Genomic DNA, 26,271 nt, shown 5'->3' with positions numbered 1-26,271 from the left:
AAAAGCGGCCGGCCGGGTTGATCCGGCACCGTCGCCGTGCGTTCACCGGCGCATGAAGAAACCCAACAAGCCCGCGCTGCTCAACATCCGCAACGCCAAGCTCAGCGACGTGGACGGCATCTCCTTGCTGGTCGCCAAGGTCTACAAGGACATGCCGGCCCTGACCCCCGGCATGCTGCGGGGCCAGATCGCCGCCTATCCGGATGGTCAGTTCGTGGTGGAGTACGACGGCGAGCTGATCGGCTATGCCGCCGGCTTCCGCATCGACGAGGCGACGGCGATGTCGCCCCACACCTGGACCCAGATCACGGGCGGCGGCTATGCGGCGCGCCACGACCCGACCGGGGACTGGTTCTACGGCATGGAGGTCTGCGTCGATCCCGACCGCCGCCGCCTGCGCATCGGCCAGCGCCTGTACGACGCCCGCCGCGACCTGTGCGAGGCCCAGAACCTGCGGGGCATCGTCTTCGGCGGTCGCATGCCGGGCCTGGGCCGACGCAAGGCCGCCTATCCGGATCCGCGCGAATATCTGGACGCCGTCACCACCCGCAAGCTCAACGACCCCGTCATCGGCTTCCACATGCGGTCCGGTTTCGAACCCATCGGCGTGCTGGAGAACTATCTGAGCTCCGATACCGCCTCGATGGGTCACGCCGCCCACATGGTCTGGCGCAATCCCTATTACGCCGAGACCCACGGCCGGGGCGCGGCCTTCGCCGTCAAGGAGACGGTGCGGGTGGCCACGGTCCAGCTGCAGGCCCGCAAGGTCGCAAGCTTCGAGGAGTTCATTTCGAACGTCGAATATTTCGTCGACGTGACCTCGGACTACCGGTCCGACTTCGTGGTCTTCCCCGAGCTGTTCACCCTGCAGCTGCTGTCGCTGGAGTCCAAGAAACTGTCGCCGGTCGAGTCGATCGAGGCCCTGACCCGCTATACGCCGCGCTTCGTCGAGGCCCTGTCGAAGATGGCGGTCGAGTACAACATCAACATCATCGGGGGCTCGCACCCCACGCGCACCGAGGACGGCGACATCCAGAACGTCGGCTATGTCTTCCTGCGCGACGGCTCGGTCCACGAGCAGGAGAAGATCCACCCGACGCCGAACGAGCGCCACTGGTGGAACATCAAGGGCGGCGACCGCGTCCACGCCATCCCGACCGACTGCGGCCCGATCGGCGTGCTGATCTGCTACGACTCCGAGTTCCCGGAACTGGCGCGGCGGCTGGTCGACGAGGGGGCGCGGCTGCTGTTCGTGCCGTTCTGCACCGACAACCGACAGGGCTATCTGCGGGTCCGCTACTGCTCCCAGGCGCGGGCCATCGAGAACCAGTGCTACGTCATCCTGTCGGGCAATGTCGGCAACCTGCCGAACGTCGAGAACATGGACATCCAGTATGCCCAGTCCTGCATCCTGACCCCCTGCGACTTTCCCTTCGCCCGCGACGGGGTGGCGGCCGAGGCCAGCGAGAACGTCGAGACGGTGACCGTGGCCGACCTGGACCTGTCCGACCTGGCCTGGGCCAAGGTCCAGGGCACGGTCCGCAACCTGCGCGACCGCCGCTTCGACCTGTACAAGACCGTCTGGGCCGACGGGGGCTGAGGTCAGGCCAGGAAGCGCGTCACGGCGGCCAGGAAACGGGTAGGCTGGTCGATCATGACCATGTGCTCCGCCCCCTCGATCCGCTCGAACCGGGCGGGGCGGGACAGGTTGCGATAGCCGGCCTGGAACAGGCCATCCAGCCGGGCGCGGGGCGACGCATCATCGGCGCTCCAGCCATAGACCACGGTCACGGGGGCCGCGATGTCGGGCAGGCGGTTGCGCAGGTCGGTGGTCATGACCTCGTACAGGCCCTGGGCCAGGACCGTCCGGTCGCCGCCCTGCCAGCCGACCGAGTTGAAGATCCCGTCCGCCGCCCCGCCCAGCTGGGCGCCCAGGGCCGTTCCCTGGCGACGCAGGGCCTCGTCGCCCAGGAACAGCAGGGCCTGATAGGCGATCTGGGCGATCGGCTCGACGTCGCCCACGGTCGCGCCCGGGCTGATCAGGGAGGGGAAGAAGGGCGTGGCGTCCACCACCATGACCCGGCCCACGGCCGCGCCCCGGCGATCCCGCCCGGCGTCGGCGGCGACCCGCAGCGCCACCAGCCCGCCCATCGAATGGCCGATCAGGGCCGGGCGGTCCAGCCGGTTCTGGGCGATGTAGCGGCGCAGTTCCGCGGCGACGGGCGCGACCAGGGCCCCGCTGGTGTTGGCCCCCGCGGGCACGTCGCCGAAGCCCCGCACGGAGACGATATGGACCCGGTGACTGTCGTCCAGCCGGTCCGCCGTCCGCTGCCAGACCTCCCCCGTCGAGGCCAGGCCGGGGATGAGGATCACGTCCGGCCCCGCGCCCCGCACGCTGACGACGATCCGGTCCGAGGCGAACGCGGCGGTCGGCCGGTCCTGGGCGGCGGCTAGGCCGGGCAGGAGCAGAAGGGCGAGGGCGAACAGCAGGGTGCGGGTCATGACGCCTCCCTGAACGCGCATCGGGGCCTTTCGTTGGCCGGGTCGCCCTCTTGATCTTTCACGGCATCAGGCGCGAACTGCCGTCAAAGCAACAGCGTTCGGGGGAACGACGACAATGGAATGGTTCACACTCAGCAGCATCGCCCTGGCGGCAGCGCTCGGTCTGGAGACGGCCTCGGCACAGGAGGCGCCCGCGCCCGACCCGGCACCGACAGACGCCGCAGCCCCGGCCGGGCCGGACTGGCGGGTCGTGTCACGGGCCACCGACCGGGCCAATCTGATCGACGTCAACAGCCTCGCCCCCGGCGCCGACGGGGTGACCCTGAAAGCCGCCCGGGTGCGGACCACCTCCCGCGCAGGCGACTACAGCCATACGGTGAACCTGTTCGCCGTGCGCTGTCAGGCGAATGAACTGCATCTGGTCGAGGAGAGCGACATCGCGGCCGACGGCACGACGGCGGACACCTACCCCGCCGACGAGCCCTGGCTGCCGGTGGAGCCCGGGAGTTTCGACGAGGGCATCAAGATGATCGCTTGCGAGGAGGGGAGCCTGGCCGGGCCCGGCTATCCCTCCATCCGCGCCTTCATCGACGCGGGTCGGCCCTAGAACAGGAAGGCGGCGACCGGCCCGGCCGCCGCCCTTTGGTCGATCAGGCCGCGGCCTTCGCCCCGGCGAAGTTGCCGTAGAAGGTCTCGCCCCGGGCCGCCATGTCGCGCAGCAGCTGCGGCACCTGGAACCGGTCGCCGTAGCGTTCGGCATAGACGTCCGCCTGTTCGACGAAGGCCTTCAGCCCGATCTGGTCGATCATGGTGATCGGCCCACCCGTCCAGGGCGCGAAGCCCCAGGCCAGGATGGCGCCCACATCGGCCTCGCGCGGATCGTCGATCACGCCCTCTTCCCAGCAGCGCGCGACCTCGACGGCCTGGCGGTACAGCAGGCGGCGCTTCTGGTCTTCGATCAGCTCGGGGGTCGAGTCGTTGATGGTGACGGCCGCCAGGTCCGACAGGCCGGCCCACAGGGTCTTGGGCTTGGTATCGTAGTCGTAGAAGCCCTTGCCGTTCTTGCGGCCATAGCGGCCCAGGTCCTCGACCATCTTGCGGACGATCTCGGCCCCGGCCAGGGGCACATAGGCGTCGCCCAGGTCCTCGGCCGTCTGTTTGGCGATCTTGACCGACAGGTCCAGGGCCACGTCGTCGTGCATCTCCAGCGGACCGCGCGGCATGCCGGTCATCCGGCCCAGGTTGTCGATCAGGGCGGGGGCGTAACCCTCCTGCAGCATGGCCAGGCCCTCGGCCACATAGGTCGAGAAACAGCGCGAGGTGTAAAAGCCGCGGCCGTCGTTGACGACGATCGGGGTCTTCTTGATCTTGATGATATAGTCCAGCGCCTTGGCGATCGCCGCCGGGCCGGTCTTCTCGCCGAGGATGATCTCGACCAGCATCATCTTGTCGACGGGCGAGAAGAAGTGGATGCCGATGAAGTCCTCAGGCCGCACGCTGGCCTCGGACAGGCCGGTGATCGGCAGGGTCGAGGTGTTGGAGCCGAACACCGCGCCGGGCTCCAGCTGGGCCTCGGCGCGCCGGGTGACGTCGGCCTTGATCTCGCGGTTCTCGAACACCGCCTCGATCACCAGGTCCGAGCCCTTGATCTGGTCGTAGTCGGTGGTGGCGACGACCGAGGCCAGCAGGGCGTCGTACTTGTCCTGGGTCAGCTGACCGCGCGACAGGCGTTTCTTCAGCAGTTCCTCGACATGGGCCTTGCCCTTGTCGGCGGCGTCCTGGTCGCGGTCGATCAGGATGGTCTGGATGCCGGCCAGGGCCTGCACATAGGCGATGCCCGCCCCCATCATGCCGGCCCCGATGACGGTGACCTTCTGGGGATCGGACTGCGGAATGCCGACCGGGCGCACGGCGCCCTTGTCCAGCTCCTGCTTAGACAGGAACAGGCTGCGGATCATGCCCTGGGCCTCGGGCGTCATCAGGGTCTTGATGAAATAGCGGGTCTCGATCCGCAGGGCCGCGTCCATCGGCACCTGGGTGCCCTCATAGACGGCCTTCATCAGGTTCAGCACGGCCGGATAGTTGCCGTAGGACTGTTTGCGGATCATGGCATTGCCGACCAGGAAATTCTGAATGCCGGCCGGGTGGTAGGGGCCGCCGCCGGGCAGTTTGAAGGATTTGTCGTCCCACGGCTGGACGGCCTTGCCGCCGCCCTTGATCCAGGCCTTGGCCGCCTCGACCTCGGTGCCCGCGGGCACGACCTCATGCACCACGCCCGCGCCCTTGGCGTCGTTGGGACGCCACGACGAGCCGGCGCTCATCGCCGTCATGGCCGCCTGGACGCCGATCAGGCGCGTCAGGCGCTGGGTGCCGCCGCCGCCGGGAAACAGGCCGACCTTGATCTCGGGCAGGCCCAGCTGGATCTTGGGGCTGTCGCCGACGACGCGGTAGTGACAGGCCAGGGTGACCTCCAGCCCGCCGCCCAGGGCCAGGCCGTTAATGGCGGCCGCCACCGGCTTGCCGCAGGTCTCCAGCGCGCGCAGCGCCCCGTTCATCTTCCAGCCGGCGTCGTACGCCGCCTGCAGGTCGCCCGAGCCTGACAGCAGGCCGGACGCCATGTCGCCCAGGTCCGCCCCGGCGCAGAAGCCCGAGGCCTTGCCCGAGGTGATGACCGCACCCTTGATGGCGTCGTCGGTCTTGATGCGTTCGACCAGCTGCGGCAGCTCATCCATGACCTGGCCGGTCAGGGTGTTCATCGACCGGCCGGGCACGTCGAAGGTGATCAGGGCGATGCCGTCGGCGTCGACGTCGATCTTGAAGTTTTCCATGGTCGTGATCCTCAGACGCGTTCGATGACGGTGGCGGTGCCCATGCCGCCGCCGATGCACAGGGTGATCAGGGCGGTCTCCTTGCCGGAGCGCTCCAGCTCGTCCAGGGCGATGCCGGTGATCATGGCTCCGGTGGCCCCCAGGGGATGGCCCATGGAGATGCCGCCGCCGTTGACGTTCATCTTGTCGTGCGGGATGTCCAGCGCCTGCATGTAGCGCAGCACGACGGCGGCGAAGGCCTCGTTCAGCTCCCAGACGTCGATGTCGGCGACGGTCATGCCGAGCTTGCCCAGCAGCTTCTTGGTCACGAACTCGGGGCCCGTCAGCATGATCGAGGGCTCCGACCCGATCGAGGCGGCTCCCTTGATGCGGGCGCGGGGGGTCAGCCCCAGGGCCTTGCCGGCCTCCAGCGTGCCGATCAGCACCCCGGCCGAGCCGTCGACGATGCCCGACGAGTTGCCGGGCGTGTGGACGTGATTGACCCGCGCGACCTCGGGGTAGCGCTGGCTGATCACGGAATCGAAGGCCATCTCGCCCATCATGGCGAAGGACGGGTTCAGCCCGCCCAGGGTCTGCATGTCCGTGTTCGGGCGGATGGTCTCATCGCGGTCCAGCTGGACCAGGCCGAGCTGGTTTTTCACGGGGATCACGGACTTGGAAAAGTTCCCGGCGGCCCAGGCGGCGGCGGCGCGCTTGTGGCTTTCCATCGAATAGGCGTCGACGTCATCGCGGCTGAAGCCGTATTTCGAGGCGATCATGTCGGCCGACACGCCCTGGGGCACGAAATAGGTCGGGAAGGCGCTGGACGGATCGACCGGCCAGGCCCCGCCGTCCGAACCCATGGGCACGCGGCTCATGGCCTCGACGCCGCCGCCGACGGCGAAATCGGCCTCGCCGGACTTCACCTTGGCGGCCGCCATGTTCACGGCTTCCAGGCCCGAGGCGCAGAAGCGGTTGATCTGCACGCCGGCGACGCTCTGGTCCCAGCCGGCGGCCAGGACGGCGGTGCGGGCGACGTCCGCGCCCAGTTCGCCGATCGGGGTGACGCAGCCCAAGATCACGTCGTCGACCTTGGAGGTGTCCAGATTGTTGCGGTCGCGCAGGGCTTCCAGCACCTGGGTCGCCAGGCTCAGCCCGGTGATCTCGTGCAGCGATCCGTCCTTCTTGCCCTTGCCGCGCGGGGTTCGTACCGCGTCATAGATATAGGCTTCGGTCATCGGGTGGGTCTCCAAAGAGGACGGTTTCGACGCTGCCGCGTCTAAAGCCTACGTTTACGTCAACGTCAAGTAAGAAGGCCGTCGGCGTCGTGACAGACCGCCTCGATATTGAACCCGTCGGGATCGATCACGAAGGCGGCATAGTAGGTCGGTCCGTAGTGCGGACGCAGACCCGGCGCGCCGTTGTCCGTGCCGCCCGCAGCGAGCGCGGCGGCGTGGAAGGCATCGACGGCGGCGCGCGTCTCCGCCCGGAAGGCGATATGGTTGCCGCGGCCCGGGGCCTGGTCCCTGGCGATGACGAAGTCCGGCGTGTCGATCCCGAACAGGACCACCGTATCCGCGCCCGTGGCGCCGGGATCGCTCGCGTCCAGGACCCGATAGCCCAGCGGGGCGAGGGCCGCTTCATAGAAGGCCCGCGAGCGCGCGACGTCGCTGACGTCGACCCCAATGTGATCCAGCACGACCGCCTCCCGTTGCTTATCGTCCAACGCGCGAAGTATCGGGTGAGCGCAGACGGACGAAGGCCGGCGAGGATGTCCCTCGCCGGCCTCGCGTTCCGGTCGATCGTTCGGCGTGGCCTAGGCGGCGACGGCCTGCATGGCTTCGGCGTTGACCGTCGCGTCGGCGATCGTCGTCAGGTCCTCGTCGGTCTGGGACTCTTCCTGCAGGGTCTCGTCCAGCAGGGCGGCGGCGTCCTCCAGGCCGAGCACCAGGGCCCAGCGCTTCAGCGTGCCGTAGCGGGTGATCTCATAGTGTTCGACGGCCTGGGCGGCGGCCAGCAGGCCGGCGTCGAGCGCCGGCGTGTCCTTGTACTCTTCCATAATCTCCTCGCCCTCGGCCAGGATGCCCTCGATGGCGTCGCAGGTCTTGCCGCGGGCCGGCTTTCCGATGATCTCGAACACCTGCTGCAGGCGCTCGATCTGGCCCTCGGTCTGCCCCTTGTGCTTCTCGAAGGCGGCCTTGAGGTCGGGCGACTGGGCCGCGCGCTGCATCTTGGGCAGGGACTTCAGGATCTTGCGCTCGGCATAGTAGATGTCCTTGAGCGTGTCGTGGAACAGCGTGTCGAGGGTCTTGTCGGCCATGGGGGAACTCCTGTGTGGCAAGCCCCTAGAAGCCGTCGACCGAACGTCGGTTCCTATGTCGCCAAGGCGACCTAAACCAGGGACATCTAGGCGTAGAGCCCGTCCAACCGGGGTTTCAACATGCGGTAGCAATCGCAGGCGGCCGCCTCCAGGGCGGGCCGATCGAGGATCCGGATGATCCCGCGATTGTAGGCGATCAGCTTGCGGCGCTTCAGCTGGGACGCGGCCTCACTGACCGTCGAGCGGCGCGCCCCGATCAGCCGGGCCAGTTCCTCCTGGCGGAAGGTCATCATGTCCCGCGGCGACAGGTCGTCGGCCGTCAGAAACCACCGCGCGATCCGGTCGGGCACGGGGTGGGCCGCGTTGCAGGCCGCCGCCTGAGCCGCCTGCGCCTGATAGAGGTCGGTCAGGGCCAGCAGACGCGCCATCACCGTGGGCCGCTCGGCCGCCAGCGCACGAAGAGCCTGGGCGCTGGCCACATAGGCCTCGCCCGAGGCGCGGCAGACGATCTCCCACCCGCAGTGCAGGTTGGCCATGACAGGAGCCAGCCCCGTCAGGCCCTCATTGCCGATCACCGCGGTCTCGATGGCCGTGCCGTCCGCGAACCGGATCAGATTGGCGAACTGGGCGTCGATCGGAAAATGCACCTGTTCGACGGCCGCCCCCTGATCGACCACGATCTGATCCACGGTCAGGGAAACGCGCCTCAACAAGCGCCGAAGCACCTGAATATCCTCGGAAACGAGCGCGTTGAGGAAACGATTTTCGAAAGGGTCCGACATGGTACGGCAACGCTGAAAGCCGAGCTTCGATCCCTATGTCCCGCGCCGGGCACAAAAGGGGAACATACATGGTATCCTGTCGCACGACCGGGAGCTGACTGTGCCGACCTATTTCTGTTTCATCGAGCGCGACATCATCGGCACGCCGCATATGGAGCCGCTGGACGCCGACAGCGAGGATCAGGCGCGGGCCCAGGCCAAGGCGCTGCTGTCGACCCACGCCAGCGGCATCGCGGCCCATATCCTGCTCGACGACAAGCGCATCGCCACGATCCGCCGGCTGAGGCCCTAGCGCAGATCGGGCGGGGTCGCCTCTTCGGTCAGGATCCGGATCGCCTCCTCGATCGAGACCACCGTCTGGGCCTGGGAGCCCAGCCGCCGGATGGCCACCTCGCCCTGCTCGGCCTCGCTGCGACCGACCACGGCGATGACCGGCACCTTGCCAACCGAATGTTCGCGCACCTTGTAGCCGACCTTCTCGTTGCGCAGGTCGGTCTCGACCCGCAGGCCGGCCGCCTTGAACCTGGCCGCCACCTCTTGCGCATAGTCGTCGGCGTCCGAGGTGATGGTCGCCACCACCGCCTGGACCGGCGCCAGCCATAGGGGGAAGGCCCCGGCGTAGTTCTCGATCATGATGCCGATGAACCGCTCGAAACTGCCCAGGATGGCCCGGTGCAGCATGACCGGCCGGTGCTTCTGACCGTCCTCGCCGATGTATTCCGCGTTCAGCCGTTCGGGCAGGACATAGTCCAGCTGAAGGGTGCCGCAGGTCCATTCCCGCCCGATGGCGTCCTTGACCACGAAATCCAGCTTCGGCGCATAGAAGGCCCCGTCGCCCTCGGCGATGACCGGATCGACCCCGGCCAGGCGCGCGGCCTCGCCCAGCATGCCCTCGGCCTTGTCCCAGAACTCATCAGACCCGGCGCGCACGTCCGGGCGCGTGGCCAGGTTGATGTAGGCGGTCTGCATGCCGAGGTCGGCATGGACGATCCGGGTCAGCTCGATGAACCGGCGCGTCTCCTCGACGATCTGGTCCTCGCGGCAGAAGATGTGGGCGTCGTCCTGGGTGAAGCCGCGCACCCGCATCAGGCCGTGCAGGGCACCCGACGGCTCGTAGCGGTGACAGGCCCCGAACTCGGCCATGCGCAGCGGCAGCTCGCGGTACGACCGCTGGCCGATGCCGAAGATCTGGACGTGGCCGGGGCAGTTCATCGGCTTGAGGCTGAGAGTCTCGCCCTCCACCGTCTCGCAGACGAACATGTTGGGCCGGTATTTCTCCCAGTGGCCCGAGGCCTCCCAGAATTTGCGGTCCAGCACCTGGGGCGTCTTGACCTCGACATAGCCGGCGGCGTCCAGGCGGCGGCGCATATAGGCCTCGATGACCTGCCACAGGAACCAGCCCTTGGGGTGCCAGAAGACCATGCCCCGGCCCTCTTCCTGCATGTGGAAGAGCTCCATCTGGCGGCCCAGCTTGCGGTGATCCCGCTTCTCGGCCTCCTCGATGCGCAGCAGATAGGCGTCGAGGTCCTCCTTGGTCGCCCAGGCGGTGCCGTAGATGCGCTGCAGCTGTTCGCGGTTGGAGTCGCCGCGCCAGTAGGCCCCGGCCAGCTTGGTCAGCTTGAACGCCTTGCCGGTGTGGCGGGTCGAGGGGAAATGCGGCCCCCGGCAAAGGTCGATCCAGTCGCCCTGGCGGTACAAGGTGATGGTCTCGGCCTCGGGCAGGTCGCGGATCAGCTCGGCCTTGAACTTCTCGCCCCGCGCCTCGAAGAACAGGATGGCCTCGTCGCGGTCCCAGACCTCGCGTTCAAATTTCGCGTCGCGATCGACGATCTTGCCCATCTCCTTCTCGATGGCGGCGAAGTCGTCGGTGGAGAAGGGCGTCTCGCGATAGAAGTCGTAGTAGAATCCGTCCTCGATGGCCGGGCCGATGGTCACCTGGGTGCCCGGGAACAGCTTCTGCACCGCCTCGGCCAGCACGTGGGCCGTGTCGTGGCGGATGGTGTAGAGGGCCGCCGGGTCGTCGCGCATGATCAGGCGGAAGGACCCGCTGGCCTCCAGCACCCGGTTCAGGTCGCGCTGCTCGCCGTTCAACTCGGCCAGGACGGCCTTCTTGGCCAGGGAGGGAGAGATGGCGTGGGCCACGTCGCGGGCGGTCGAACCGGCCGGGTAGTCACGCACGGCACCGTCGGGGAAGGTCAGTTGGATCATGGGGTCTCGGTCTCGAGGGGCGGAACCGGGTCATAGCCCGAACCGCCGAAGGGGTGGCATTTACAGAGCCGGCGCAGGGTCAGCCACCCCCCCTTGCGCAGACCGTGCCGGATCAGGGCGTCGCGCCCATAGTCCGAACAGGTCGGCAGGAACCGGCACGACTGGCCGAACAAGGGGCTGAGGGTGACCTTGTAGCCGCGATGGGCCGCGCGAACGCCGCGTTCGTACAGGGTGCCGGGCTGGGCCATGCGGGCTTATCCCCCGGGTCGCGGTCAGGAGCAACTGGCCGATGGAGGGCCGGACCTAGGCGGCGCCGGCCACGGGATGGCGCGCCGCCTCGGCCTTGGCGATCGCCTCCAGGGTCGCCTCGATCGCCACCATGGTGGAGGCGTGCCGGGCCGGATAGTCGGCCACCTGTTTGAGGGCCCGCAAGCCCTCGAACCGCCCGGTCGGCCCCTCACCGCCCGACTTCAGCATGGCCAGCATGGCCTCGCGGGCGGCCTGCACCTCCGCCATGGACGCGCCCAGGACCGCCTCGCCGACCACGCCCGCCGCCGCCTGGCCCAGGGCGCAGGCCTTCACGTCCTGGGCGAAGGCGACGACCCGGCCATCCGCGTCCAGATTCACATCGACCGTGGCGCGCGACCCGCACAGCTTGGCCACGCGCTCTCCGGTGCCCTGGGGATCGGCCAGCCGCCCGGCGTGGGGAAGATTGGCGGCCAGGGTCAGGATCCGCGCGCTGTAAAGGTCGTCGATCATGCCGCCAAGATAGGGACCCACCGGGGTTCGGAGAAGCCGCCCGGCGACCGGACCCCAGGAACCGTGGCTTTGCCGCAGCGTTCAGGCGGCGATGGCCGTCGTCACTCCCCGACGCCTAAGCCGCTTAAGCCCCCAAGGATTTTTCTCATGCGCATGACCCTGATCGCCGCCGTTTCCGCCCTGGCCCTGACCGGCGCCGCCACCGCCGTCGCCGCCGCGCCCGTCGCGATCACCCAGGCCGTCGAATACACCGACGCGCAGCTTCAGGCCTTCGCCACCGCCATGACGGCCGTGCGCGCCGCCGGCCCGGCGGACGGTGCCACCCCGACTCCCGAGCAGCAGGCCGCCATGGCCGCCGCCGTCGATTCCTCGGGCATGGACATCGCCGCCTTCAACGCCCTCGGCACGGCGGTCTCCACCGACGAAGTGCTGCAGGCCCGGCTGGCCGTTCTGGCCGCCCCCGAGTCGGCCGCCGGATCGGTCGCCGCCTCCGTGACCGATGAAGAGGCCGCTCAGTTCGCCGCCGCCATGGTCCAGGTCCGCGCCGCCGGGCCGACCGACGGCACGACGCCCACGACCGAGCAGCAAGCCGCCATGGCCGCGGCCGTGACGGCCTCGGGTCTCGAGCTGGAGCGCTTCAACGCGATCGCCCAGGCGGTCTCGACCGACGAGCGTCTGCAGGCGCGCATGGAACTGGCCGACGCCCAGACCCAATAAGGTCTAGCCGCCCTGCAGGGACGACCAGGTTCGGGCCGAGGCCGGGGCCGTCGTCTCTGCGGGCGGAGCCACCACCTGGCTGCGGAGCCATTGCAGGTTGCGCTCGGCGGAGGCGGGGGGAAGTTCCCGGCGGATGATCTGCTCCGCCTCCCCCGCCCGCCCCTGCAGCCCCAGCACCATGGCCAGGTTCAGCCGCATCTTCTGCGTGGCGGCGGGCTGAGCGACGGCGCGCCGCAACAGGGTCTCGGCCCCGCGCGCATCCCCTGTCGTCACCAGGGCCATGGCGGCGTTGGTGAGGATTTCCGGGTTGTCGGGCGACACGGTCAGGGCCTGGTTCCAGGCCTGACGCGCATCGGCCGTGCGGCTGACCTGCTGATAGGCCACCCCCAGCAACGACAGCGGTCGCCAATCGCCCGGAGCCAGGGCGCGCGCCTGTTCCAGCGGCGCGATGCCGTAGAAGGCCTGGCCCCGCGCGATCTGGGTCCGGCCGATCTCCATCATCGCCTCGATGTTGGTCGGCTGCGTGACGAGGACCTGTTGGGCGATCGTCGCCGCCTGATCGAACTGACCCATCTGGCGCAGCGCCTCGGCCAGGCGGACGCCGGCCTCGACGTCGGCGGGGTTCACCTCCATTTCGCGCGACCAGAAGACCGACCGGGCCAGGGGATCGAGACGACCGTAGGCCGCCCGTTCCTCGGCCGAGGCGGCCTGTCGGGCGGCGGGCGCCGCGGCCGGGGTGGCGACCTGGGCCCAGGCGGACCCCGCCATGGCCCCGGCGAGCGACAGGCCGGTCAGGAAGATCAGGGAACGGTTGCGCGACATGGGCCATCCGGCGAAAGGTCTTCGACGCCGAAGGGTCCGCCTTTCGCGTCAATCATTGGTTAATCCCGAATTTCAGGCCGCCCATGTCCATCGTAGCGCCCGACCCGATCGTCCCCGGCGATGCCGCCGAGGCTGCCCAGGCGGTTCCCCTGCGCTTCGTGGCGCCCGATCAGCCCGTCCCCCCGACAGCCCGGACCTGGGCCGAACGCCTGGGCTTCGACGGCCAGCCGGGCCAGATCCTGATCGTGCCGGGCCCCGAGGGCGGGATCGATCACGTCTTGGTCGGAACCGGTCCGAGCTTCGATCCGATGAGCGCGCGGGCCCTGTCCACCCGGCTTCCCGCGGGCCTGTATCGTCTGGATGCGGACCCTGCAGAAGCGCACGCTGCGGGCCTCGCCTTCCTGCTGGGCCGCTACCGGTTCGATCGCTACAAGCCCAGCCCCGATAAGGGCGAGGTACGGCTCGTGGCCCCCGAAGGCTTCGACGCCGCCGAGGCCGGGCGGATCGCCGCCGCCTGCGCCCTGTGCCGCGAGATGGTCGACACGCCCGCCGCCGACATGGGGCCGCTGCAGATGGAGACCATCGCCCGCGAGATCGCCGAGGCCCACGGTGCCACGATCGCGGTGGTGACCGGCAATGACCTGCTGGAAGCCAACTATCCCGCCATCCACGCCGTCGGCCGGGCCGCCGCCCCGCACCGCGCGCCACGGATCATCGAGCTCGGCTGGAACCTGGATCGCACCGACCGGCCGCTGGTCGCCCTGGTCGGCAAGGGGGTCGCCTTCGACACCGGCGGGCTGGACATCAAGCCGTCGGCCGGCATGCGCAACATGAAGAAGGACATGGGCGGGGCGGCGCACGTCCTGGCCCTGGCCCGGCTGGTCATGCAGGCCGACCTCGACGTGCGACTGGTGGTGCTGGTCGCCGCCGTGGAGAACGCCATCTCGGCCGATGCCTTCCGGCCCGGCGACGTGCTGTCCAGCCGCAAGGGCCTGACCATCGAGATCGGCAATACGGATGCCGAGGGCCGGCTGATCCTGGCCGACGCCCTGACGCGGGCGAGCGAGCATGCGCCGGATCTGACGCTGGATTTCGCCACCCTGACCGGGGCCGCGCGCGTGGCCCTGGGGCCGGACCTGCCGCCGCTCTACACCGATGACGAGGCCCTGGCCGACGACCTGCTGCGGGCGGCCAGAGCCGTTCGGGATCCTTTGTGGCGCATGCCGCTGTGGCCGGGCTACCTCGCCGCGATCGACAGCGATCTCGCCGACGTCCGCAACGACTCCGCCGCCTGGGCGCAGGGGGGATCGATCACCGCCGCCCTGTTCCTGCAGAAATTCGCCCCAACCACCGGGGCCTGGGGCCATCTGGACGTCTTCGCCTGGAACAGCCGCAACCGCCCGGGCTGGCCCGAGGGCGGCGAGGCCCAGGGCCTGCGCGCCGCCTATGCCATGCTGAAGGCGCGTTACGCCGGCTGAGCCGGCCGGGCCGGTCGCTCGTTGAAGGCCGCCAATCCTGCGACCAGACGCCCGACGCAGGATTGCGATACGATCTGCGCCATTAACGAGACTTTCGCCTTCGTTTGCCACAAGGATGGTCCAACCCTCAGAGCCCGCCTTGTTCAACCCCTCGCCCGCCCTCGATCCCCGCACCACCCTGGCCCGGCCCGATCTGGCGGTTCAGGCGCTGGAGGGGCTTGTCCGGGCCCGGGCCTTCAGAGCGGCCGAGCCCCTGCGCGGGCGCGCACCGGTCGCTGACATTCACGCCGAGGCGTCACAAAGCTCGGAGCGGATCGACCAGCTGCTGTTCGGAGAGGTGTTCGACGGGCTGGAGCGCCGCGGCGACCGCGTCTGGGGCCAGGCGCGACGCGACGGCACCGTCGGCTGGGTGGACGCGGAGGCCCTCGCTCCGGCCGTGGCCTTGCCGACGCACCGCGTCGCCGCCGTGGACGCCGACCTGCCGCTGAACGCCCTGGTGCGCGCCGGCGATGACGTCGGACCGGATCTGGTCGAGATCGGCCTGTTCGGAGACGATCCCGTCACGGTCGCGGAGCGGCTTCTGGGCGTGCCCCACGCGCTCGGCGCGCGATCCTCGCGGGCGACCGACTGTTCCGGACTGGTGCAGCAGGCCCTGCTGGCCTGCGGCCTGCCCGGCCCGCGCCGCGCGCACGAACAGGCTGCCCTGGGCACCGACGTCGCGCGGGCACAGGCGCGCCGGGGCGACCTCGCCATCTGGCTGGACGTGCGACCCGGTCAGAGCTGGACCGGCCATTCGGCCTTCGTCCTGGACGCCGACCGCGTCCTTCACGCCACCGGCCATCATGGCGCGGTCGTGATCGAAGCCTTCGCCGAGGCCGACGCCCGCTGCCGGGCGGATGGGTTTCAGCCGGTGATCTTCCGCCGCATCCGGCCCTGAAACGAAAACGGGCGACCCGAAGGCCGCCCGTCCGCGTTCGATGTTCCTTGGACCGATCAGGCGGCCGGCACAGCCGGAGCGGCTGCCGCGGCCGGAGCCGCCGGCACCGCGGGCGCCGGCGTGGCACCGGCAGCCGGTGCGGCGGCGCCGTCAACCGCTTCGGCACCTTCGGCGGCCGGTGCCGCACCTTCAGCGGGGACGGCCGCCGGAGCGGCGCCGCCAGGCTGACGGGTCGGATCGGGCGCGGGGATCGGAGCGGCGGCGGAACCCTGGCTGCGCAGATAGGCGATCAGATTGACCCGCGCCTCGGTGTCCCGCAGGCCGGCGAAGGACATCTTCGTGCCCGGCACGTAACGCGCCGGAGCCGTGATGAACTTGTCCAGCGCGTCGAGCGACCAGGTCGGGTCGACCGAGGTATGTCCCGCCATGGCCTCGGAATAGGCAAAGCCCGCATGGCTGGCCACGGGGCGACCGACGACGGCCCACAGGTTCGGCCCGATGCCGTTCGCGCCGCCCGAGGCGACGTTGTGGCAGCCCTGGCAGCGCGCGAACGCGGCCTCGCCCGCAGCCAGATCGGCGACCGGGATCAGCGTGCCCCAGTCCGGCGCCAGCTCGGCGGCTTCACCGCCCTCGGTGGGTTCGGCCACGGTGACGGCATAGCCGGCCTTCTCGGGTCCCTCGGTCGTGTAGACCGCCTGCGACACCTGCTGGACCACCAGGATGGCGAACGCCGTCCCCAGACCCGCGCCGAAAATCTTGTTCCACTTCAGATCGCCGCTCATCGCGTCGTCGCATCCCGTCTTTGAGGCCCGCTGCGGTGCAGCAATCGGGCGAAATTCTTGCGTGGGCGTCTCTGACACGCTAGCGCCGCCTTCGCAACCGGCCCCGGCGCTCTGAGCAGGCGTCGGGGCGTCGCAGTCGGGAAACGCATCGATGACGCCTCTGATCCTCATCCCGACGCGGCTGGCCGCCACCCGCCTGCCCGGAAAGCCCCTGGCCGACATCGGCGGCACGTCGATGATCGTGCGCGCCTGGGAACGGGCGATGGACTCCGGCCTGCCGGTCGCCGTCGCCGCCGGGGACCCCGAGATCGTCGCCGCGATCGAGGCCGTGGGCGGGCGCGCCGTCCTGACCGACCCCGCCCTGCCCAGCGGCTCCGACCGCGTGCTGGCGGCGCTGGAGACCCTGGATCCCGACGGGGAATATGACGCCATCATCAACCTGCAGGGCGACATGCCCTTCGCCGATCCCGGCATCGCCACGGCCTGCGCCGCCCTGCTGAATGGCGAGCCGAGCTGCGACATCGCCACCCTGGTCGCGCCCGAGGCCGACGTCTCGGACCGGACCAACGTCGACGTGGTCAAGGCCGTTCTGGCGCTGGCGGACGGCGAGCGCCACGCCCGCGCCCTCTATTTCACCCGGTCGACCCTGTATGGCGACGCGCCGGTGTGGCGACACATCGGCGTCTACGGCTATCGCCGCGAGGCCCTGAAACGCTTCTGCGCCGCCCCGCCGTCCCCGCTGGAGCGCCGCGAGAAGCTGGAACAGCTGCGGGCGCTGGAGATGGGCCTGTCGATCTGGGCGGCGGTCATCGGAGAGGCCCCGATCTCGGTCGACAATCCGCAGGATCTGGAAGCGGCGCGCAAGTTGGTGTGACGCAAAGCGTTGTCCCTCCCCCCGCGGGGGAGGGGCGTCGCGAAGCGACGGGGTGGGGAGGTCCAGGCGACCCGGACACCGGTCTGTGCGGCCTTGCCTTGCCGCCCCCACCCGATCGCTTCGCGATCTGCCCTCCCCGAGGGGGAGGGAGAAAAGCCTGCCTCACGTCGCCTCGAAGCCGTCGACCCAGGCCTGAAGGAGCGTCCGGGCGATCGCGAACGTCGGCGGGGCCTTGACCTCATGCTCACCCGCCAGGACGGCGCGGGCCTCATCCTTCGTCAGCCAGCGTACCTCTTCCAGTTCGGTCTGGTCGGGCGTGGCGTCATCGTCGGAGACCTCGGCGATCAGGCCGATCATCAGCTGCGACGGGAAGGGCCAGGGCTGGCTGGAATGGTAGGTGGTGGCCGTCACCGTCAGCCCCGCCTCCTCCTGGATCTCGCGCGCGCAGGCCTCCTCGATGGTTTCGCCCGGCTCCAGAAACCCCGCCAAAGCCGACATCCGCCCAACCGGCCAGCTGGCCTGCCGCCCCAGAAGGCAGCGGTCCCCGAACACCGGCAGCATGATCGTCACGGGATCGACGCGGGGAAAATGCTCGGCCGTGCAGGCCGGACAGATCCGCTTCCACCCCCCGCAGGCCGTCTCGGTCTCCTGGCCGCAGTTGGCGCAGAAGCCGTGACGACGCCGCCAGTCGAACAGCGACTTGGCCCCGCCCGCGATGGCCGCGTCGGTCGCCGACAGCACCGCCGCCGCCTCGCGCATCTCGGTGAAGGTGCCCAGGCCCCGGACGGGCCCGGTGGCGGGATCCGCCGCGCCGCCGAACTCGATCGCGAAACAGGGTGCGCCCTTCCACAGGCCCAGGAACAGCTCGCGGTCCCCGTCGCGGATCAGGTCGCGGGCATGGCTGAGCGCGATCCAGGCCAGGCGCGGACCGTCGGCATGCTGTTCCAACAGCGGCCGCCCGTCCCAGAAGACCGCGGCCAGGGCCTCGGGGTTCGCCGCCTGCTCCGCCAGCCAGTCGGGGCTGTTCCTCTGGTCGCCGGCGCGATCCAGCGGGTTGCCGCCGAAGGTATTGAGAAGAGGGAGGGCCATGGCCGCTTCCTAGCCGGGTTCGCAGGGCGGCGGGAGAGGGTGGCTTGATCTCGACCGTGTCCGGCGCGATATAGGCCTCGGAGATCGCGGGCGAAGGCTTCGCCAACCTGGTCAGGGCCGGAAGGCAGCAGCCACAACGAATTCCCCTTCGGGTCGCGGTCTCCACCTTCCCTCTCAGTGCGCTAACGCTCGCGACACGGTCGCTCGCTGCTTGAGCGCGGGTTTAGTGCGCTAACGCTCGGCTCGCGGAGCCTCGCTGCTTGAGGGGCGCTTGCGCTTGCGATCGCGCCCGCGTCCCCCACCTGAACGGGTCCCCCCGATACGGAGCCGCCCCATGGCCGATCACGACACCCCCGTCTGGTTCATCACCGGATGTTCGACCGGCTTCGGCCGCGAACTGGCCACCGCCCTGATCGACAGGGGCTACCGCGTCGTCGCCACGGCCCGGAACCCCGACGACGTCGCCGATCTGGCGACCCTGGGCGGCGACCGGGTGCTGGCGCTGAAGCTCGACGTCACCGACACGGACCAGGCCGAGGCGGCCGTGGCGGCGGCGACGCAACATTTCGGCCGCATCGACGTGCTCGTGAACAACGCCGGCATCGGCTATTTCGCGGCCATCGAGGAGGCCGAGGAGGTCGAGGTCCGCCGCATGTTCGAGATCAACGTCTGGGGTCTGATCCGCATGACCCAGCTGGTCCTGCCGGGGCTGCGGGACCAGCGGTCCGGAACGATCGTCAACATCTCGTCCATGGGCGGGCTGCGGGGCTTCCCCGCCGTGGGCCACTACGCCGCCACGAAATTCGCCGTCGAGGGCCTGTCCGAGACCCTGGCGGCCGAGGTCGCCCCCCTGGGGATCAAGGTCCTGATCGTGGAGCCTTCGGGCTTCCGCACCGACTGGGCCGGTCGGTCGGCCAATGAAACCAGCATCACTATCGACGACTATGCGGAGACCGCCGGAGCCCGCCGCGCCTCGATCCGCGCCTATTCGGGCACCCAGCCCGGCGATCCGAAACGCGCCGCCGCCGCCATCATCCAGGCGGTCGAGGCCGAGGATCCGCCCCTGCGCCTGCTGCTGGGCAAGACGGCCCTGCAGACGGGCCGTCAGAAGATCGAGATGCTGCGGAAGGACTTCGACGCCTGGGCCGAGGTCACCGAGGGCGCGGACTTCCCCGAAGGCGAGGGCTGACCGCCGGGGGCGGGAACCTTCACCGGTCCCGCCCGCTCCCTTGGCTCACAACGAACGGAGCCCTTCGTGAGCATTCTCGGCAATATTCTCGGCAAGATCTTCAAGCGCAAGGAGCAGCCCAAGGCTCCGTCCGCCCCGGCGCAGCCGGCCCCGACCGCCACCCCGGTCCAGACCCCGACCACCGCCTCTGCCGCCGCGCCCGCGCCCCAGCCGGCCCAGCCGGTCGACGTCGCCGGCATCCTCGACTTCATGAACGAGCAGCGCGACCAGAAGCTGAACTGGCGCACCTCGATCGTCGACCTGATGAAGCTGTGCGGCATGGAAAGCTCGCTGTCCGAGCGCAAGGAACTGGCCGACGAGCTCGGCTATACCGGCGACAAATCGGATTCCGCTTCGATGAACATCTGGCTGCACAAGCAGGTGCTTCAGAAGATCGTCGACAATGGCGGTCAGCTTCCGCGCGATATGTAAGATACCAACCCGCTCATCCTCGCTTTCGTGGGGATGAGCGGACGCGGGAGTCGCGCGGCCGCCCCGACCCGGGGTAAGACGGTCTCATGACCGACGTCGACCTTGATTCCGGCGATCCGCCCTGGGCGGAAGACGAAGCACCCGAGCGGGACGAGAACACCGACGACATGTTCGGGGGCCCTGCCCCTGCTCCTCCGTCTGCGGTGTCTTCCCCAGCCGCCGCGCCCTCGCCGGTGGTGACCGACGCCGGGCATCAGAATGACGGCGAGGCCTATACCGTCCTGGCGCGCAAATACCGGCCGCGCACCTTCGAGGACCTGATCGGCCAGGAGGCCATGGTCCGCACCCTGACCAATGCCTTCGCCACCGGCCGCATCGCCCACGCCTTCATGCTGACCGGGGTCCGGGGGGTCGGCAAGACCACCACCGCCCGCCTGCTGGCCCGGGCCCTGAACAACGAGACCGACGTCATCGACCGCCCGTCGCTGGCGCTGACCGCCCACGGTCGCCACGACGCCGCAATCATGGCCGGCCAGCATATGGACGTGATGGAGCTGGACGCCGCCAGCCACACCGGCGTCAACGACATCCGCGACATCCTGGAGAGCGTCCGCTACGGCCCGGTCGAGGCCCGCTACAAGGTCTATGTGCTCGACGAGGTGCACATGCTGTCGAACCAGGCCTTCAACGCCCTGCTGAAGACCCTGGAAGAGCCGCCGCCCCACGCCAAATTCATCTTCGCCACCACCGAGATCCGCAAGGTGCCGGTGACGATCCTGAGCCGCTGCCAGCGCTTCGACCTGCGCCGCGTCGAGCCCGAGATCCTGGTCGAGCACCTGGGGCGGATCGCGACGAAGGAAGGCATGAAGGTCGAGGACGACGCCCTGGCCCTGATCGCCCGCGCCGCCGAGGGCTCGGTGCGCGACGGCCTCAGCCTGCTGGACCAGGCCCTGGTCCAGGGGGAGCGCGGCGAGCCGGTGGCCACCGAAACGGTCCGCGACATGCTGGGCCTGGCCGACCGCAGCCAGACCATCGCCCTGTTCGAACAGATCATGGCCGGCCGCACGCCCGAGGCGCTGGAGACCTTCCGCACCCTCTACGGCTACGGGGCCGATCCGGTCCAGGTGACCAACGACCTGCTGGAACACTGCCACGCCGCCTCGGTCGCCAAGATGCTGGGGCCGAATGCGACCCGCCTGCCCAACGACCAGGCCCAGCGGCTGGCGGCCATGGGATCGCAGGTCTCCGCCGGCACCCTGTCGCGCACCTGGTCGATGCTGCTGAAGGCGCTGGACGAGGTCCGGCGTGCGCCGAGCCCCGCCGATGCGGTCGAGATGGCCATCGTCCGCCTCGCCTACGCCGCCGACCTGCCGGGACCGGAAGAGGCGCTGAAGCGGCTTCAGTCGGGCGAGCCCCTGTCCGGTGGATCGGGCGGCGGCTCCGGCTCGGGCGCGCCCCGGGGCGGCAACGGCGGCGGCGGTGGAGCCTCGGCCCAGATGGCCCCGCGCCCCGTGGCCGCCCCCGCCTTCCCCGACCCCCAGACCTTCGAGGCCGTCGTCGCCCTGATCGGCGAAAAGCGCGAGATTGCCCTTCAGATGGACGTCCAGCGCTACGTCCGGCCCGTGTCGTTCAAGCCCGGGGCCCTGACCTATGAGCCGGTCGAGGGCGCGCCCGCCAACCTGGCCACCCGCCTGTCCTCACGGCTGAAGGAATGGACCGGCCGGCCCTGGTTCGTCGTCGCCAACGGCCAGGGCGGCGGCGAGACCCTGATCGAACAGGAGAAGAAGGCCACCGCCAACCTGCGCGCCGAGGTGGCCGCCGATCCCTTCGTCCTGGCCGTCATGGCCGCCTTTCCCGGTGCCGTGGTCGGCGACATCAAGACCCTGGCCCCCGCCGTGGAGATGCCGGAGATCCCGGACGAGGTGGAAGACGAAGATTAGGGAGCGCGGACCTCCAGGTCCGCCCTTCGAGGTCGCTAGGTCTACATAATGGCGGACCTGGAGGTCCGCGCTCCTTAAACGGCATTGATCGTCTTGCCCCCTGTCCGAAGCCCCCGATCGCCCCTATCTTCACCCCATGAAAGATCTCAACGCCCTGATGCAGCAGGCCCAGGCGATGCAGCAGAAGCTGCAGGACGCCCAGGCCAAGATGGCCGAAACCACCGCCGAGGGCACCTCGGGCGGAGGTCTTGTGACGATCACCCTGAAGGGGGCCGGCGAGATCACCTCGGTGAAGATCGACGACAGCCTGATGGCCCCGGGCGAGGGGGAGATCCTGTCCGACCTGATCGTCGCCGCCCATGCCGACGCCAAACGCCGGCTGGACGCCATCAACGGCGAGCTGATGCGCGAGGCCGCCGGCCCGATGGCGGGCATGAACATCCCCGGCATGCCCAAGCTGTTCTAATTGGCCGCTTCCGCCGGACCTGAGATCGAGCGGCTGATCGCCCTGCTGGCCAAGCTGCCGGGGCTCGGTCCCCGCTCGGCCCGACGCGCGGCCCTGGCCCTGCTGAAGAAGCGCGAGACCCTGCTGGAGCCCCTGGCGGCGTCGCTCGCCGAGACGGCGGCCAGGGTCGTGTCCTGTTCGGTCTGCGGCACCCCCGATACCCGCGACCCCTGCTCGATTTGCTCGGACGGAGCGCGCGACAACGGCCTGATCTGCGTCGTCGAGGAGGCGGGGTCGCTGTGGGCCATGGAGCGGTCCGGGGCGTTTCGCGGCAAATATCATGTGCTGGGCGGCCTGCTGTCGGCGCTGGACGGCGTCGGGCCGGAGGCCCTGCGGGTCGCCGAACTGGTCGGCCGGGTGCGGGGCGGCGAGGTGCGCGAGATCGTCCTGGCCCTTCCCGCCACCGTCGACGGCCAGACCACGGCCCACTATCTGGCCGAACGGGTCGCCGGCAACGGCGTCGAGGTCACCTCCCTGGCCCGGGGCGTCCCGGTCGGCGGCGATCTCGACTGGCTGGACGACGGCACGATCGTCCAGGCCCTGCGGGCGCGACGCCCGGCCTGAAGTTCGCCGCGCCCCGCGGGGTTCAGCCGTAGACGACGGGCACCATAACCAGCACGCCATTGCCGCGCGACCGGACATAGTCCTGGCGCGAGGTCTCCGGCAGGCCGCCGCATGGCCTCGCGGCGGAAACGGGCGATGCATGGCGTCGATGCCATGGGTGCAGTGCCGCTGAAGGCGTCCCGACCCGCCGGGGGAGCGGCGGGCCAAGGGGGCTTCACTGAGCTGCGGCGAAGCTCCGGGCCGTCGCCTTCTGCTGCCGCGTGGCGGCATAGTCGGTTCGGGCCGGGGCCGGCAGCTTGGACAGGGCCTCCTGCCGGATGCCACGCTCGCAGTGCGCCTGGTCCAGGCCGCTGCGATTGTTGCACAGGGTCCGCGCGATGCGCGCGATGCGCAGATCCAGGGTCCGGGCACCGGCGGCGCTCGACAGGTCGAGATCGCTGAAGGCCAGACGTTGCGGTTCGGCGGAGGCGGTCCCGGCACAGGCGAGTGTCAGGGTCACGAGAAGGGCGGGGAGGGTGACGGCGGGCTTCATGGGACGATCCTTTGAAAGGGCAGTCGTTCTTGCGGCGACCGCACCCCTTCTGAGGCGTCACTGTTGCCGTGCCGGGCCCATGCGGTGGCCGAGTTAAGGCCAAGCTTTAAATCAAGGTCATGACCTTTTGGTCATGCCGTCATCCGCTGTTCCTGAGGCCCGCCGCCACGCCATTGATGGTCAGCAGGATGCCCTCGCGGACGCGCGGATCGTCGTCCCCGGCCCGCCGACGCCGGATCAGCTCGATCTGGACGTGGTTCAGCGGCTCGACATAGGGCATGCGTAGCCGGATCAGCCTGTCCAGCTCGGGCTGGCCGCCCAGCAGATCGGGCTGGCCGGTGATGGCCAGGACCGCGTCGCGGGTCCGGTCCCATTCAGACTGCAAGGCGCCGAAGATGGTCGCCGCCAGGGCCTGATCCGGTACCAGAGAGGCATACCGCCGGGCGATGGTCATGTCGGCCTTGGCCATGATCATCTCCATGTTCTGCAGCAGGGTGCGGAAGAAGGGCCAGTCGGTCGCCATGGCGCGCAGCTCGCCCATGTCGCGGCCCTGCACCGCCGAGCCGAAGCCGAACCAGCCGGGCAGCATGACCCGCGACTGGCTCCAGCTCAACACCCAGGGGATGGCCCGCAGGTCCTCGATGGCGGTGGAGGCGGTGCGCGAGGTCGGCCGGGAGCCGATCTTCAGCCCGGCGATCTCGTTGATCGGGGTCGCGGCGCGGAAATAGTCGACGAAGCCCGGCGTCTCATAGACCAGGGCCCGATAGGCGGCCATCGAGGCGACCGACAGGGCGGACGCCGTGTTGCCATGCCTGGCCGTCATCGCCTCGTCCGGCGGCGGAGCCAGCGACGCGATCAGGGTGCCGGCGGTCAGGGCGTCGAGGTTGCGGCGGGCCACGTCCGGCTCCCCGTACTTGTTGGCGATGACCTCGCCCTGTTCGGTGATGCGGATCCGGCCCGCGACGGTGCCGGTCGGCTGGGAGATCACGCCGGCGAAGCTGGAGCCGCCACCGCGCCCGACCGCCCCGCCCCGGCCGTGAAACAGTTGCAGCAGGACGCCGACGGCCTCCGTGACGCTGAGCAGGGCCCGCGAGGCCTCGTGCAGCTCCCAGGTCGAGGTCAGGTAGGAGCCGTCCTTGTTGGAGTCGGAATAGCCGATCATCACCTCCTGCACGCCCCGCGCCCGGGCCACCGCCAGGGCCGAGGGCTCCCGCAACAGCCGCTCCAGCGTCGGCTTGGCGGCGCGCAGGTCGTCGATGGTCTCGAACAGGGGCGCGGCCTGGATCGGGCAGGCCGCGGGGTCGTCATGGCGATAGAGGCCGACCTCCTTCAGCAGCAGATAGACCTCCAGCAGGTCGGAGGCGGCGTCGGTCTTGGACACGATATGGGTGCGGATCGCCTGGGGCCCGAAGGCGCGCAGGGCCTCGGCCGCCGCCTGCAGGATGGCCCGCTCCTTCAGCACCTCGGGGTCATAGGCCTCATAGGGGCTGAACAGCAGACGCGGCGCAGCCAACTCGGCCGACAGCAGGGCGATCCGAGACTCCTCGTCCAGAGCGGCATAGTCGGGGCAGACGCCGGCGACGCGCAGAAGATGGGAAACGACGCGCGCATGGACGTCTGAGTTCTGGCGCAGATCGAGCGTCGCCATGTGGAAGCCGAACACGTCGACCGTGGCGATCAGGCGCGACAGGCCGTCGTCGGCGAAGACCGCCCCGTGGCCGGCCACCAGACTGTCCTGCAGCACCGCCAGGTCGGCGCGGAAGGCCTCGGGCCCGTCATAGGGCGGGGCGGCGAAGGGCGCGGGGCGGGGGGCGGTCTCGCCCGTCAGCAGGGGATGGGTCGCCGACAGCCGGGCATAGATGTGGCTGAGCGCGCGGCGATAGGGCTCGTCGGCCCGATGCGGCGAGGGGTCGCCCGAGGTCTCGGCCAGGGCCCGCATCGCCGGGCTGACGGCCGCCAGCGAGCCGGACAGGCTGAGCTCGGCCCCGAGCGTGTTCACCGCCTCCAGATAGTGCCGCAGCACGGCCTTGGCCGGGGTGGCGAAGGCGGCGCGCAAGGCGGCGGCGTCGACGTTGGGATTGCCGTCCCGGTCGCCCCCGACCCAGGCCCCGATGCGGATGAAGGGCTTCAGGTCCGGGGCGTCCAGACGCCGCCGCCAGTCGATCAGCTGTTCCGGCGCGACCTTCAGGAACACCCGCTCGAGGAAGGACACCACCGTGTCGATCTCGTCCTGGACCACCAGGCCCGAGGTCCGCACCAGCCGGGTGGCCCACAGGATGACCGTCTGACGGCGCAGGCCCGCGATCATGACGTCCGGCGCGCACGACAGGTCGTCCCGGTCGCAGGCGTCCAGCAGGTCCGACACGGTGGCGATCCGGTCGATCACGCTCTTGCGCCGCACCTCGGACGGGTGGGCGGTCAGGACCGGCGAGATCAGGGCCTCGGACAGCAGGGCGCGGGCGTCGTCGGGGGACTTGCCGGCCTGGGCCAGCCGGGCCAGGGCCCCTTCGGGCGTATCGGGCCGCGCCCCCTCGGCGGTCTGGCTGCGGGCGCGGCGCTTGCCCGCCCGGTCCTCGGCGACATTGGCCAGGAGAGAAAAGACCGCGAACCCGTGCGCCAGCCCCACCGCATCGTCCAGCGACAGCTCCGACAGCAGCCGTTCCAGCTCCGCCGACCCCCGCGCCCCGGCGTGGCGGTGGTAGCCGACCGACGCCACCCGCACCGCCTCGATCCGGTCGTAGAGATCCTGCCCGCTCTCGTCGCGGATCACCTCGCCCAGCAGCCCGCCCAGCAGGCGGACCTCCTCGCGCAGGCGGTCGTCGGCGACGGGGGCGTTGGATACGGGCATGGTCATCTCGGGCAGCGGGGAGGCCGAAGCGGAACCGTATCAGGGCTTCGCCGATCGGCCATCGCAAAGCCAAACGCTGAAACGGAAAGTGCGTCGCGCCACACGAGTCGACAAACCGCCTGTTTTCCCGCATAAGCCGCCGCTT

General features: G+C 69.9%; 26 protein-coding genes and 1 other RNA gene. 13 read left to right on the top strand and 14 right to left on the bottom strand.

The genetic code is table 11. The features are described from left to right. The first annotated feature begins 52 nt into the window (after positions 1 to 52). Entirely contained in the window at positions 53 to 1,600 is a 1,548-nt protein-coding gene (locus BZG35_RS03075) for a bifunctional GNAT family N-acetyltransferase/carbon-nitrogen hydrolase family protein (protein ID WP_077354308.1), read from the top strand. 2 nt (positions 1,601 to 1,602) lie between these two features. Here BZG35_RS03075 and BZG35_RS03070 read toward each other — a convergent pair whose 3' ends face one another. Beyond that, entirely contained in the window at positions 1,603 to 2,502 is a 900-nt protein-coding gene (locus tag BZG35_RS03070) for an alpha/beta fold hydrolase (protein ID WP_077357772.1), read from the bottom strand. Positions 2,503 to 2,617: 115 nt separating this feature from the next. On the opposite strand from BZG35_RS03070, the gene BZG35_RS03065 reads away from it, so the two are divergent. Continuing rightward, entirely contained in the window at positions 2,618 to 3,109 is a 492-nt protein-coding gene (locus BZG35_RS03065) for a hypothetical protein (protein ID WP_077354307.1), read from the top strand. A 43-nt stretch (positions 3,110 to 3,152) separates the two neighbouring features. On the opposite strand, the gene BZG35_RS03060 is transcribed toward BZG35_RS03065, so the two are convergent. The 5 genes from BZG35_RS03060 to BZG35_RS03040 form a co-directional block, all read right to left on the bottom strand. Beyond that, entirely contained in the window at positions 3,153 to 5,330 is a 2,178-nt protein-coding gene (locus BZG35_RS03060) for a 3-hydroxyacyl-CoA dehydrogenase NAD-binding domain-containing protein (protein ID WP_077354306.1), read from the bottom strand. A gap of 11 nt (positions 5,331 to 5,341) precedes the next feature. Beyond that, a complete protein-coding gene (locus tag BZG35_RS03055; protein WP_077354305.1) occupies positions 5,342 to 6,547 on the bottom strand; it encodes an acetyl-CoA C-acetyltransferase in 1,206 nt (401 codons plus the stop codon). A gap of 65 nt (positions 6,548 to 6,612) precedes the next feature. Next, positions 6,613 to 7,008 (bottom strand): VOC family protein, encoded by a 396-nt coding sequence (locus BZG35_RS03050; protein ID WP_077357770.1) that lies wholly within the window; start codon positions 7,006 to 7,008, stop codon positions 6,613 to 6,615. A 117-nt stretch (positions 7,009 to 7,125) separates the two neighbouring features. After that, positions 7,126 to 7,629 carry a ferritin-like domain-containing protein gene (locus tag BZG35_RS03045; RefSeq protein ID WP_077354304.1) on the bottom strand — a complete coding sequence of 168 codons (504 nt, stop codon included), beginning with the start codon at positions 7,627 to 7,629 and terminating at the stop codon, positions 7,126 to 7,128. 86 nt (positions 7,630 to 7,715) lie between these two features. Next, the gene (locus BZG35_RS03040) at positions 7,716 to 8,339 is read right to left on the bottom strand and encodes a Crp/Fnr family transcriptional regulator (protein WP_171981864.1); all 624 of its coding nucleotides are present in this window, start codon (positions 8,337 to 8,339) and stop codon (positions 7,716 to 7,718) included. Between the two features lie 172 nt (positions 8,340 to 8,511). Here BZG35_RS03040 and BZG35_RS03035 point away from each other — a divergent pair, with 172 nt between their 5' ends. After that, a complete protein-coding gene (locus BZG35_RS03035) occupies positions 8,512 to 8,703 on the top strand; it encodes a hypothetical protein (protein WP_077354302.1) in 192 nt (63 codons plus the stop codon). Here BZG35_RS03035 and thrS read toward each other — a convergent pair. The 3 genes from thrS to BZG35_RS03020 are packed head-to-tail and all read right to left on the bottom strand — an operon-like array spanning position 8,700 to position 11,378. Beyond that, the gene (gene thrS / locus BZG35_RS03030; RefSeq protein ID WP_077354301.1) at positions 8,700 to 10,619 is read right to left on the bottom strand and encodes a threonine--tRNA ligase; all 1,920 of its coding nucleotides are present in this window, start codon (positions 10,617 to 10,619) and stop codon (positions 8,700 to 8,702) included. The genes BZG35_RS03035 and thrS overlap by 4 nt on opposite strands. Beyond that, positions 10,616 to 10,867: a membrane protein insertion efficiency factor YidD gene (gene yidD / locus BZG35_RS03025; RefSeq protein WP_077354300.1), complete on the bottom strand. Its 252-nt coding sequence runs from the start codon at positions 10,865 to 10,867 to the stop codon at positions 10,616 to 10,618. The genes thrS and yidD overlap by 4 nt, the downstream gene beginning before the upstream one ends. 55 nt (positions 10,868 to 10,922) lie before the next feature. Further along, positions 10,923 to 11,378 carry an iron-sulfur cluster assembly scaffold protein gene (locus tag BZG35_RS03020; protein ID WP_077357768.1) on the bottom strand — a complete coding sequence of 152 codons (456 nt, stop codon included), beginning with the start codon at positions 11,376 to 11,378 and terminating at the stop codon, positions 10,923 to 10,925. Between the two features lie 147 nt (positions 11,379 to 11,525). On the opposite strand from BZG35_RS03020, the gene BZG35_RS03015 reads away from it, so the two are divergent. Then, positions 11,526 to 12,095, top strand: coding sequence for a DUF4168 domain-containing protein (locus tag BZG35_RS03015; protein WP_077354299.1), 570 nt, complete (start codon positions 11,526 to 11,528; stop codon positions 12,093 to 12,095). 3 nt (positions 12,096 to 12,098) lie between these two features. On the opposite strand, the gene BZG35_RS03010 is transcribed toward BZG35_RS03015, so the two are convergent. Then, positions 12,099 to 12,917: a tetratricopeptide repeat protein gene (locus BZG35_RS03010; protein WP_077354298.1), complete on the bottom strand. Its 819-nt coding sequence runs from the start codon at positions 12,915 to 12,917 to the stop codon at positions 12,099 to 12,101. 83 nt (positions 12,918 to 13,000) lie between these two features. Here BZG35_RS03010 and BZG35_RS03005 point away from each other — a divergent pair, with 83 nt between their 5' ends. Both BZG35_RS03005 and BZG35_RS03000 read left to right on the top strand, forming a co-directional pair. After that, the gene (locus BZG35_RS03005) at positions 13,001 to 14,395 is read left to right on the top strand and encodes a M17 family metallopeptidase (protein ID WP_077354297.1); all 1,395 of its coding nucleotides are present in this window, start codon (positions 13,001 to 13,003) and stop codon (positions 14,393 to 14,395) included. A gap of 139 nt (positions 14,396 to 14,534) precedes the next feature. Further along, positions 14,535 to 15,332, top strand: a complete 798-nt coding sequence (locus BZG35_RS03000) for an NlpC/P60 family protein (protein ID WP_077354296.1) — start codon at positions 14,535 to 14,537, stop codon at positions 15,330 to 15,332. Positions 15,333 to 15,388: 56 nt separating this feature from the next. On the opposite strand, the gene BZG35_RS02995 is transcribed toward BZG35_RS03000, so the two are convergent. Then, positions 15,389 to 16,114, bottom strand: coding sequence for a cytochrome c family protein (locus BZG35_RS02995; RefSeq protein WP_077354295.1), 726 nt, complete (start codon positions 16,112 to 16,114; stop codon positions 15,389 to 15,391). Positions 16,115 to 16,265: 151 nt separating this feature from the next. Here BZG35_RS02995 and BZG35_RS02990 point away from each other — a divergent pair, with 151 nt between their 5' ends. Beyond that, entirely contained in the window at positions 16,266 to 16,988 is a 723-nt protein-coding gene (locus BZG35_RS02990) for a 3-deoxy-manno-octulosonate cytidylyltransferase (RefSeq protein ID WP_077354294.1), read from the top strand. 162 nt (positions 16,989 to 17,150) lie between these two features. On the opposite strand, the gene nudC is transcribed toward BZG35_RS02990, so the two are convergent. Beyond that, positions 17,151 to 18,077: an NAD(+) diphosphatase gene (gene nudC, locus BZG35_RS02985; protein ID WP_077354293.1), complete on the bottom strand. Its 927-nt coding sequence runs from the start codon at positions 18,075 to 18,077 to the stop codon at positions 17,151 to 17,153. A gap of 76 nt (positions 18,078 to 18,153) precedes the next feature. Here nudC and ffs point away from each other — a divergent pair. The 6 genes from ffs to recR all read left to right on the top strand — a co-directional run bounded on the left by ffs (position 18,154) and on the right by recR (position 22,746). After that, positions 18,154 to 18,247: signal recognition particle sRNA small type (gene ffs, locus BZG35_RS02980), an RNA gene on the top strand. Positions 18,248 to 18,411: 164 nt separating this feature from the next. Further along, positions 18,412 to 19,266, top strand: a complete 855-nt coding sequence (locus BZG35_RS02975; protein WP_077354292.1) for an oxidoreductase — start codon at positions 18,412 to 18,414, stop codon at positions 19,264 to 19,266. Between the two features lie 66 nt (positions 19,267 to 19,332). Continuing rightward, positions 19,333 to 19,737, top strand: a complete 405-nt coding sequence (locus tag BZG35_RS02970; protein ID WP_077354291.1) for a DUF3597 domain-containing protein — start codon at positions 19,333 to 19,335, stop codon at positions 19,735 to 19,737. A gap of 86 nt (positions 19,738 to 19,823) precedes the next feature. After that, positions 19,824 to 21,677, top strand: a complete 1,854-nt coding sequence (locus BZG35_RS02965) for a DNA polymerase III subunit gamma/tau (protein ID WP_077354290.1) — start codon at positions 19,824 to 19,826, stop codon at positions 21,675 to 21,677. 136 nt (positions 21,678 to 21,813) lie between these two features. After that, a complete protein-coding gene (locus tag BZG35_RS02960) occupies positions 21,814 to 22,143 on the top strand; it encodes a YbaB/EbfC family nucleoid-associated protein (protein ID WP_077354289.1) in 330 nt (109 codons plus the stop codon). Further along, positions 22,144 to 22,746 (top strand): recombination mediator RecR, encoded by a 603-nt coding sequence (recR, locus tag BZG35_RS02955; RefSeq protein ID WP_077354288.1) that lies wholly within the window; start codon positions 22,144 to 22,146, stop codon positions 22,744 to 22,746. It begins immediately after the preceding gene. A gap of 214 nt (positions 22,747 to 22,960) precedes the next feature. On the opposite strand, the gene BZG35_RS02950 is transcribed toward recR, so the two are convergent. Both BZG35_RS02950 and ppc read right to left on the bottom strand, forming a co-directional pair. Beyond that, positions 22,961 to 23,278: a UrcA family protein gene (locus BZG35_RS02950; RefSeq protein WP_077354287.1), complete on the bottom strand. Its 318-nt coding sequence runs from the start codon at positions 23,276 to 23,278 to the stop codon at positions 22,961 to 22,963. Positions 23,279 to 23,417: 139 nt separating this feature from the next. Continuing rightward, positions 23,418 to 26,126, bottom strand: coding sequence for a phosphoenolpyruvate carboxylase (gene ppc / locus BZG35_RS02945; protein ID WP_077357766.1), 2,709 nt, complete (start codon positions 26,124 to 26,126; stop codon positions 23,418 to 23,420). Positions 26,127 to 26,271 lie beyond the last annotated feature (145 nt).

Source organism: Brevundimonas sp. LM2 (assembly GCF_002002865.1).
Taxonomy (GTDB): Bacteria; Pseudomonadota; Alphaproteobacteria; order Caulobacterales; family Caulobacteraceae; genus Brevundimonas.
The sequence above is the reverse complement of the archived record's forward strand: the minus strand, read 5'-3'. Positions and strand labels throughout refer to the sequence as shown.

Excerpts from the sequence above, each read along its gene's own strand:
- BZG35_RS03075 (WP_077354308.1), top strand. The coding sequence starts at position 53 with ATGAAGAAACCCAACAAGCCCGCGCTGCTCAACATCCGCAACGCCAAG.
- BZG35_RS03070 (WP_077357772.1), bottom strand. The coding sequence starts at position 2,502 with ATGACCCGCACCCTGCTGTTCGCCCTCGCCCTTCTGCTCCTGCCCGGC.
- BZG35_RS03065 (WP_077354307.1), top strand. The coding sequence starts at position 2,618 with ATGGAATGGTTCACACTCAGCAGCATCGCCCTGGCGGCAGCGCTCGGT.
- BZG35_RS03060 (WP_077354306.1), bottom strand. The coding sequence starts at position 5,330 with ATGGAAAACTTCAAGATCGACGTCGACGCCGACGGCATCGCCCTGATC.
- BZG35_RS03055 (WP_077354305.1), bottom strand. The coding sequence starts at position 6,547 with ATGACCGAAGCCTATATCTATGACGCGGTACGAACCCCGCGCGGCAAG.
- BZG35_RS03045 (WP_077354304.1), bottom strand. The coding sequence starts at position 7,629 with ATGGCCGACAAGACCCTCGACACGCTGTTCCACGACACGCTCAAGGAC.
- thrS (WP_077354301.1), bottom strand. The coding sequence starts at position 10,619 with ATGATCCAACTGACCTTCCCCGACGGTGCCGTGCGTGACTACCCGGCC.
- yidD (WP_077354300.1), bottom strand. The coding sequence starts at position 10,867 with ATGGCCCAGCCCGGCACCCTGTACGAACGCGGCGTTCGCGCGGCCCAT.
- BZG35_RS03020 (WP_077357768.1), bottom strand. The coding sequence starts at position 11,378 with ATGATCGACGACCTTTACAGCGCGCGGATCCTGACCCTGGCCGCCAAT.
- BZG35_RS03015 (WP_077354299.1), top strand. The coding sequence starts at position 11,526 with ATGCGCATGACCCTGATCGCCGCCGTTTCCGCCCTGGCCCTGACCGGC.
- BZG35_RS03010 (WP_077354298.1), bottom strand. The coding sequence starts at position 12,917 with ATGTCGCGCAACCGTTCCCTGATCTTCCTGACCGGCCTGTCGCTCGCC.
- BZG35_RS03005 (WP_077354297.1), top strand. The coding sequence starts at position 13,001 with ATGTCCATCGTAGCGCCCGACCCGATCGTCCCCGGCGATGCCGCCGAG.
- BZG35_RS02995 (WP_077354295.1), bottom strand. The coding sequence starts at position 16,114 with ATGAGCGGCGATCTGAAGTGGAACAAGATTTTCGGCGCGGGTCTGGGG.
- BZG35_RS02990 (WP_077354294.1), top strand. The coding sequence starts at position 16,266 with ATGACGCCTCTGATCCTCATCCCGACGCGGCTGGCCGCCACCCGCCTG.
- nudC (WP_077354293.1), bottom strand. The coding sequence starts at position 18,077 with ATGGCCCTCCCTCTTCTCAATACCTTCGGCGGCAACCCGCTGGATCGC.
- BZG35_RS02975 (WP_077354292.1), top strand. The coding sequence starts at position 18,412 with ATGGCCGATCACGACACCCCCGTCTGGTTCATCACCGGATGTTCGACC.
- BZG35_RS02965 (WP_077354290.1), top strand. The coding sequence starts at position 19,824 with ATGACCGACGTCGACCTTGATTCCGGCGATCCGCCCTGGGCGGAAGAC.
- BZG35_RS02960 (WP_077354289.1), top strand. The coding sequence starts at position 21,814 with ATGAAAGATCTCAACGCCCTGATGCAGCAGGCCCAGGCGATGCAGCAG.
- BZG35_RS02950 (WP_077354287.1), bottom strand. The coding sequence starts at position 23,278 with ATGAAGCCCGCCGTCACCCTCCCCGCCCTTCTCGTGACCCTGACACTC.
- ppc (WP_077357766.1), bottom strand. The coding sequence starts at position 26,126 with ATGCCCGTATCCAACGCCCCCGTCGCCGACGACCGCCTGCGCGAGGAG.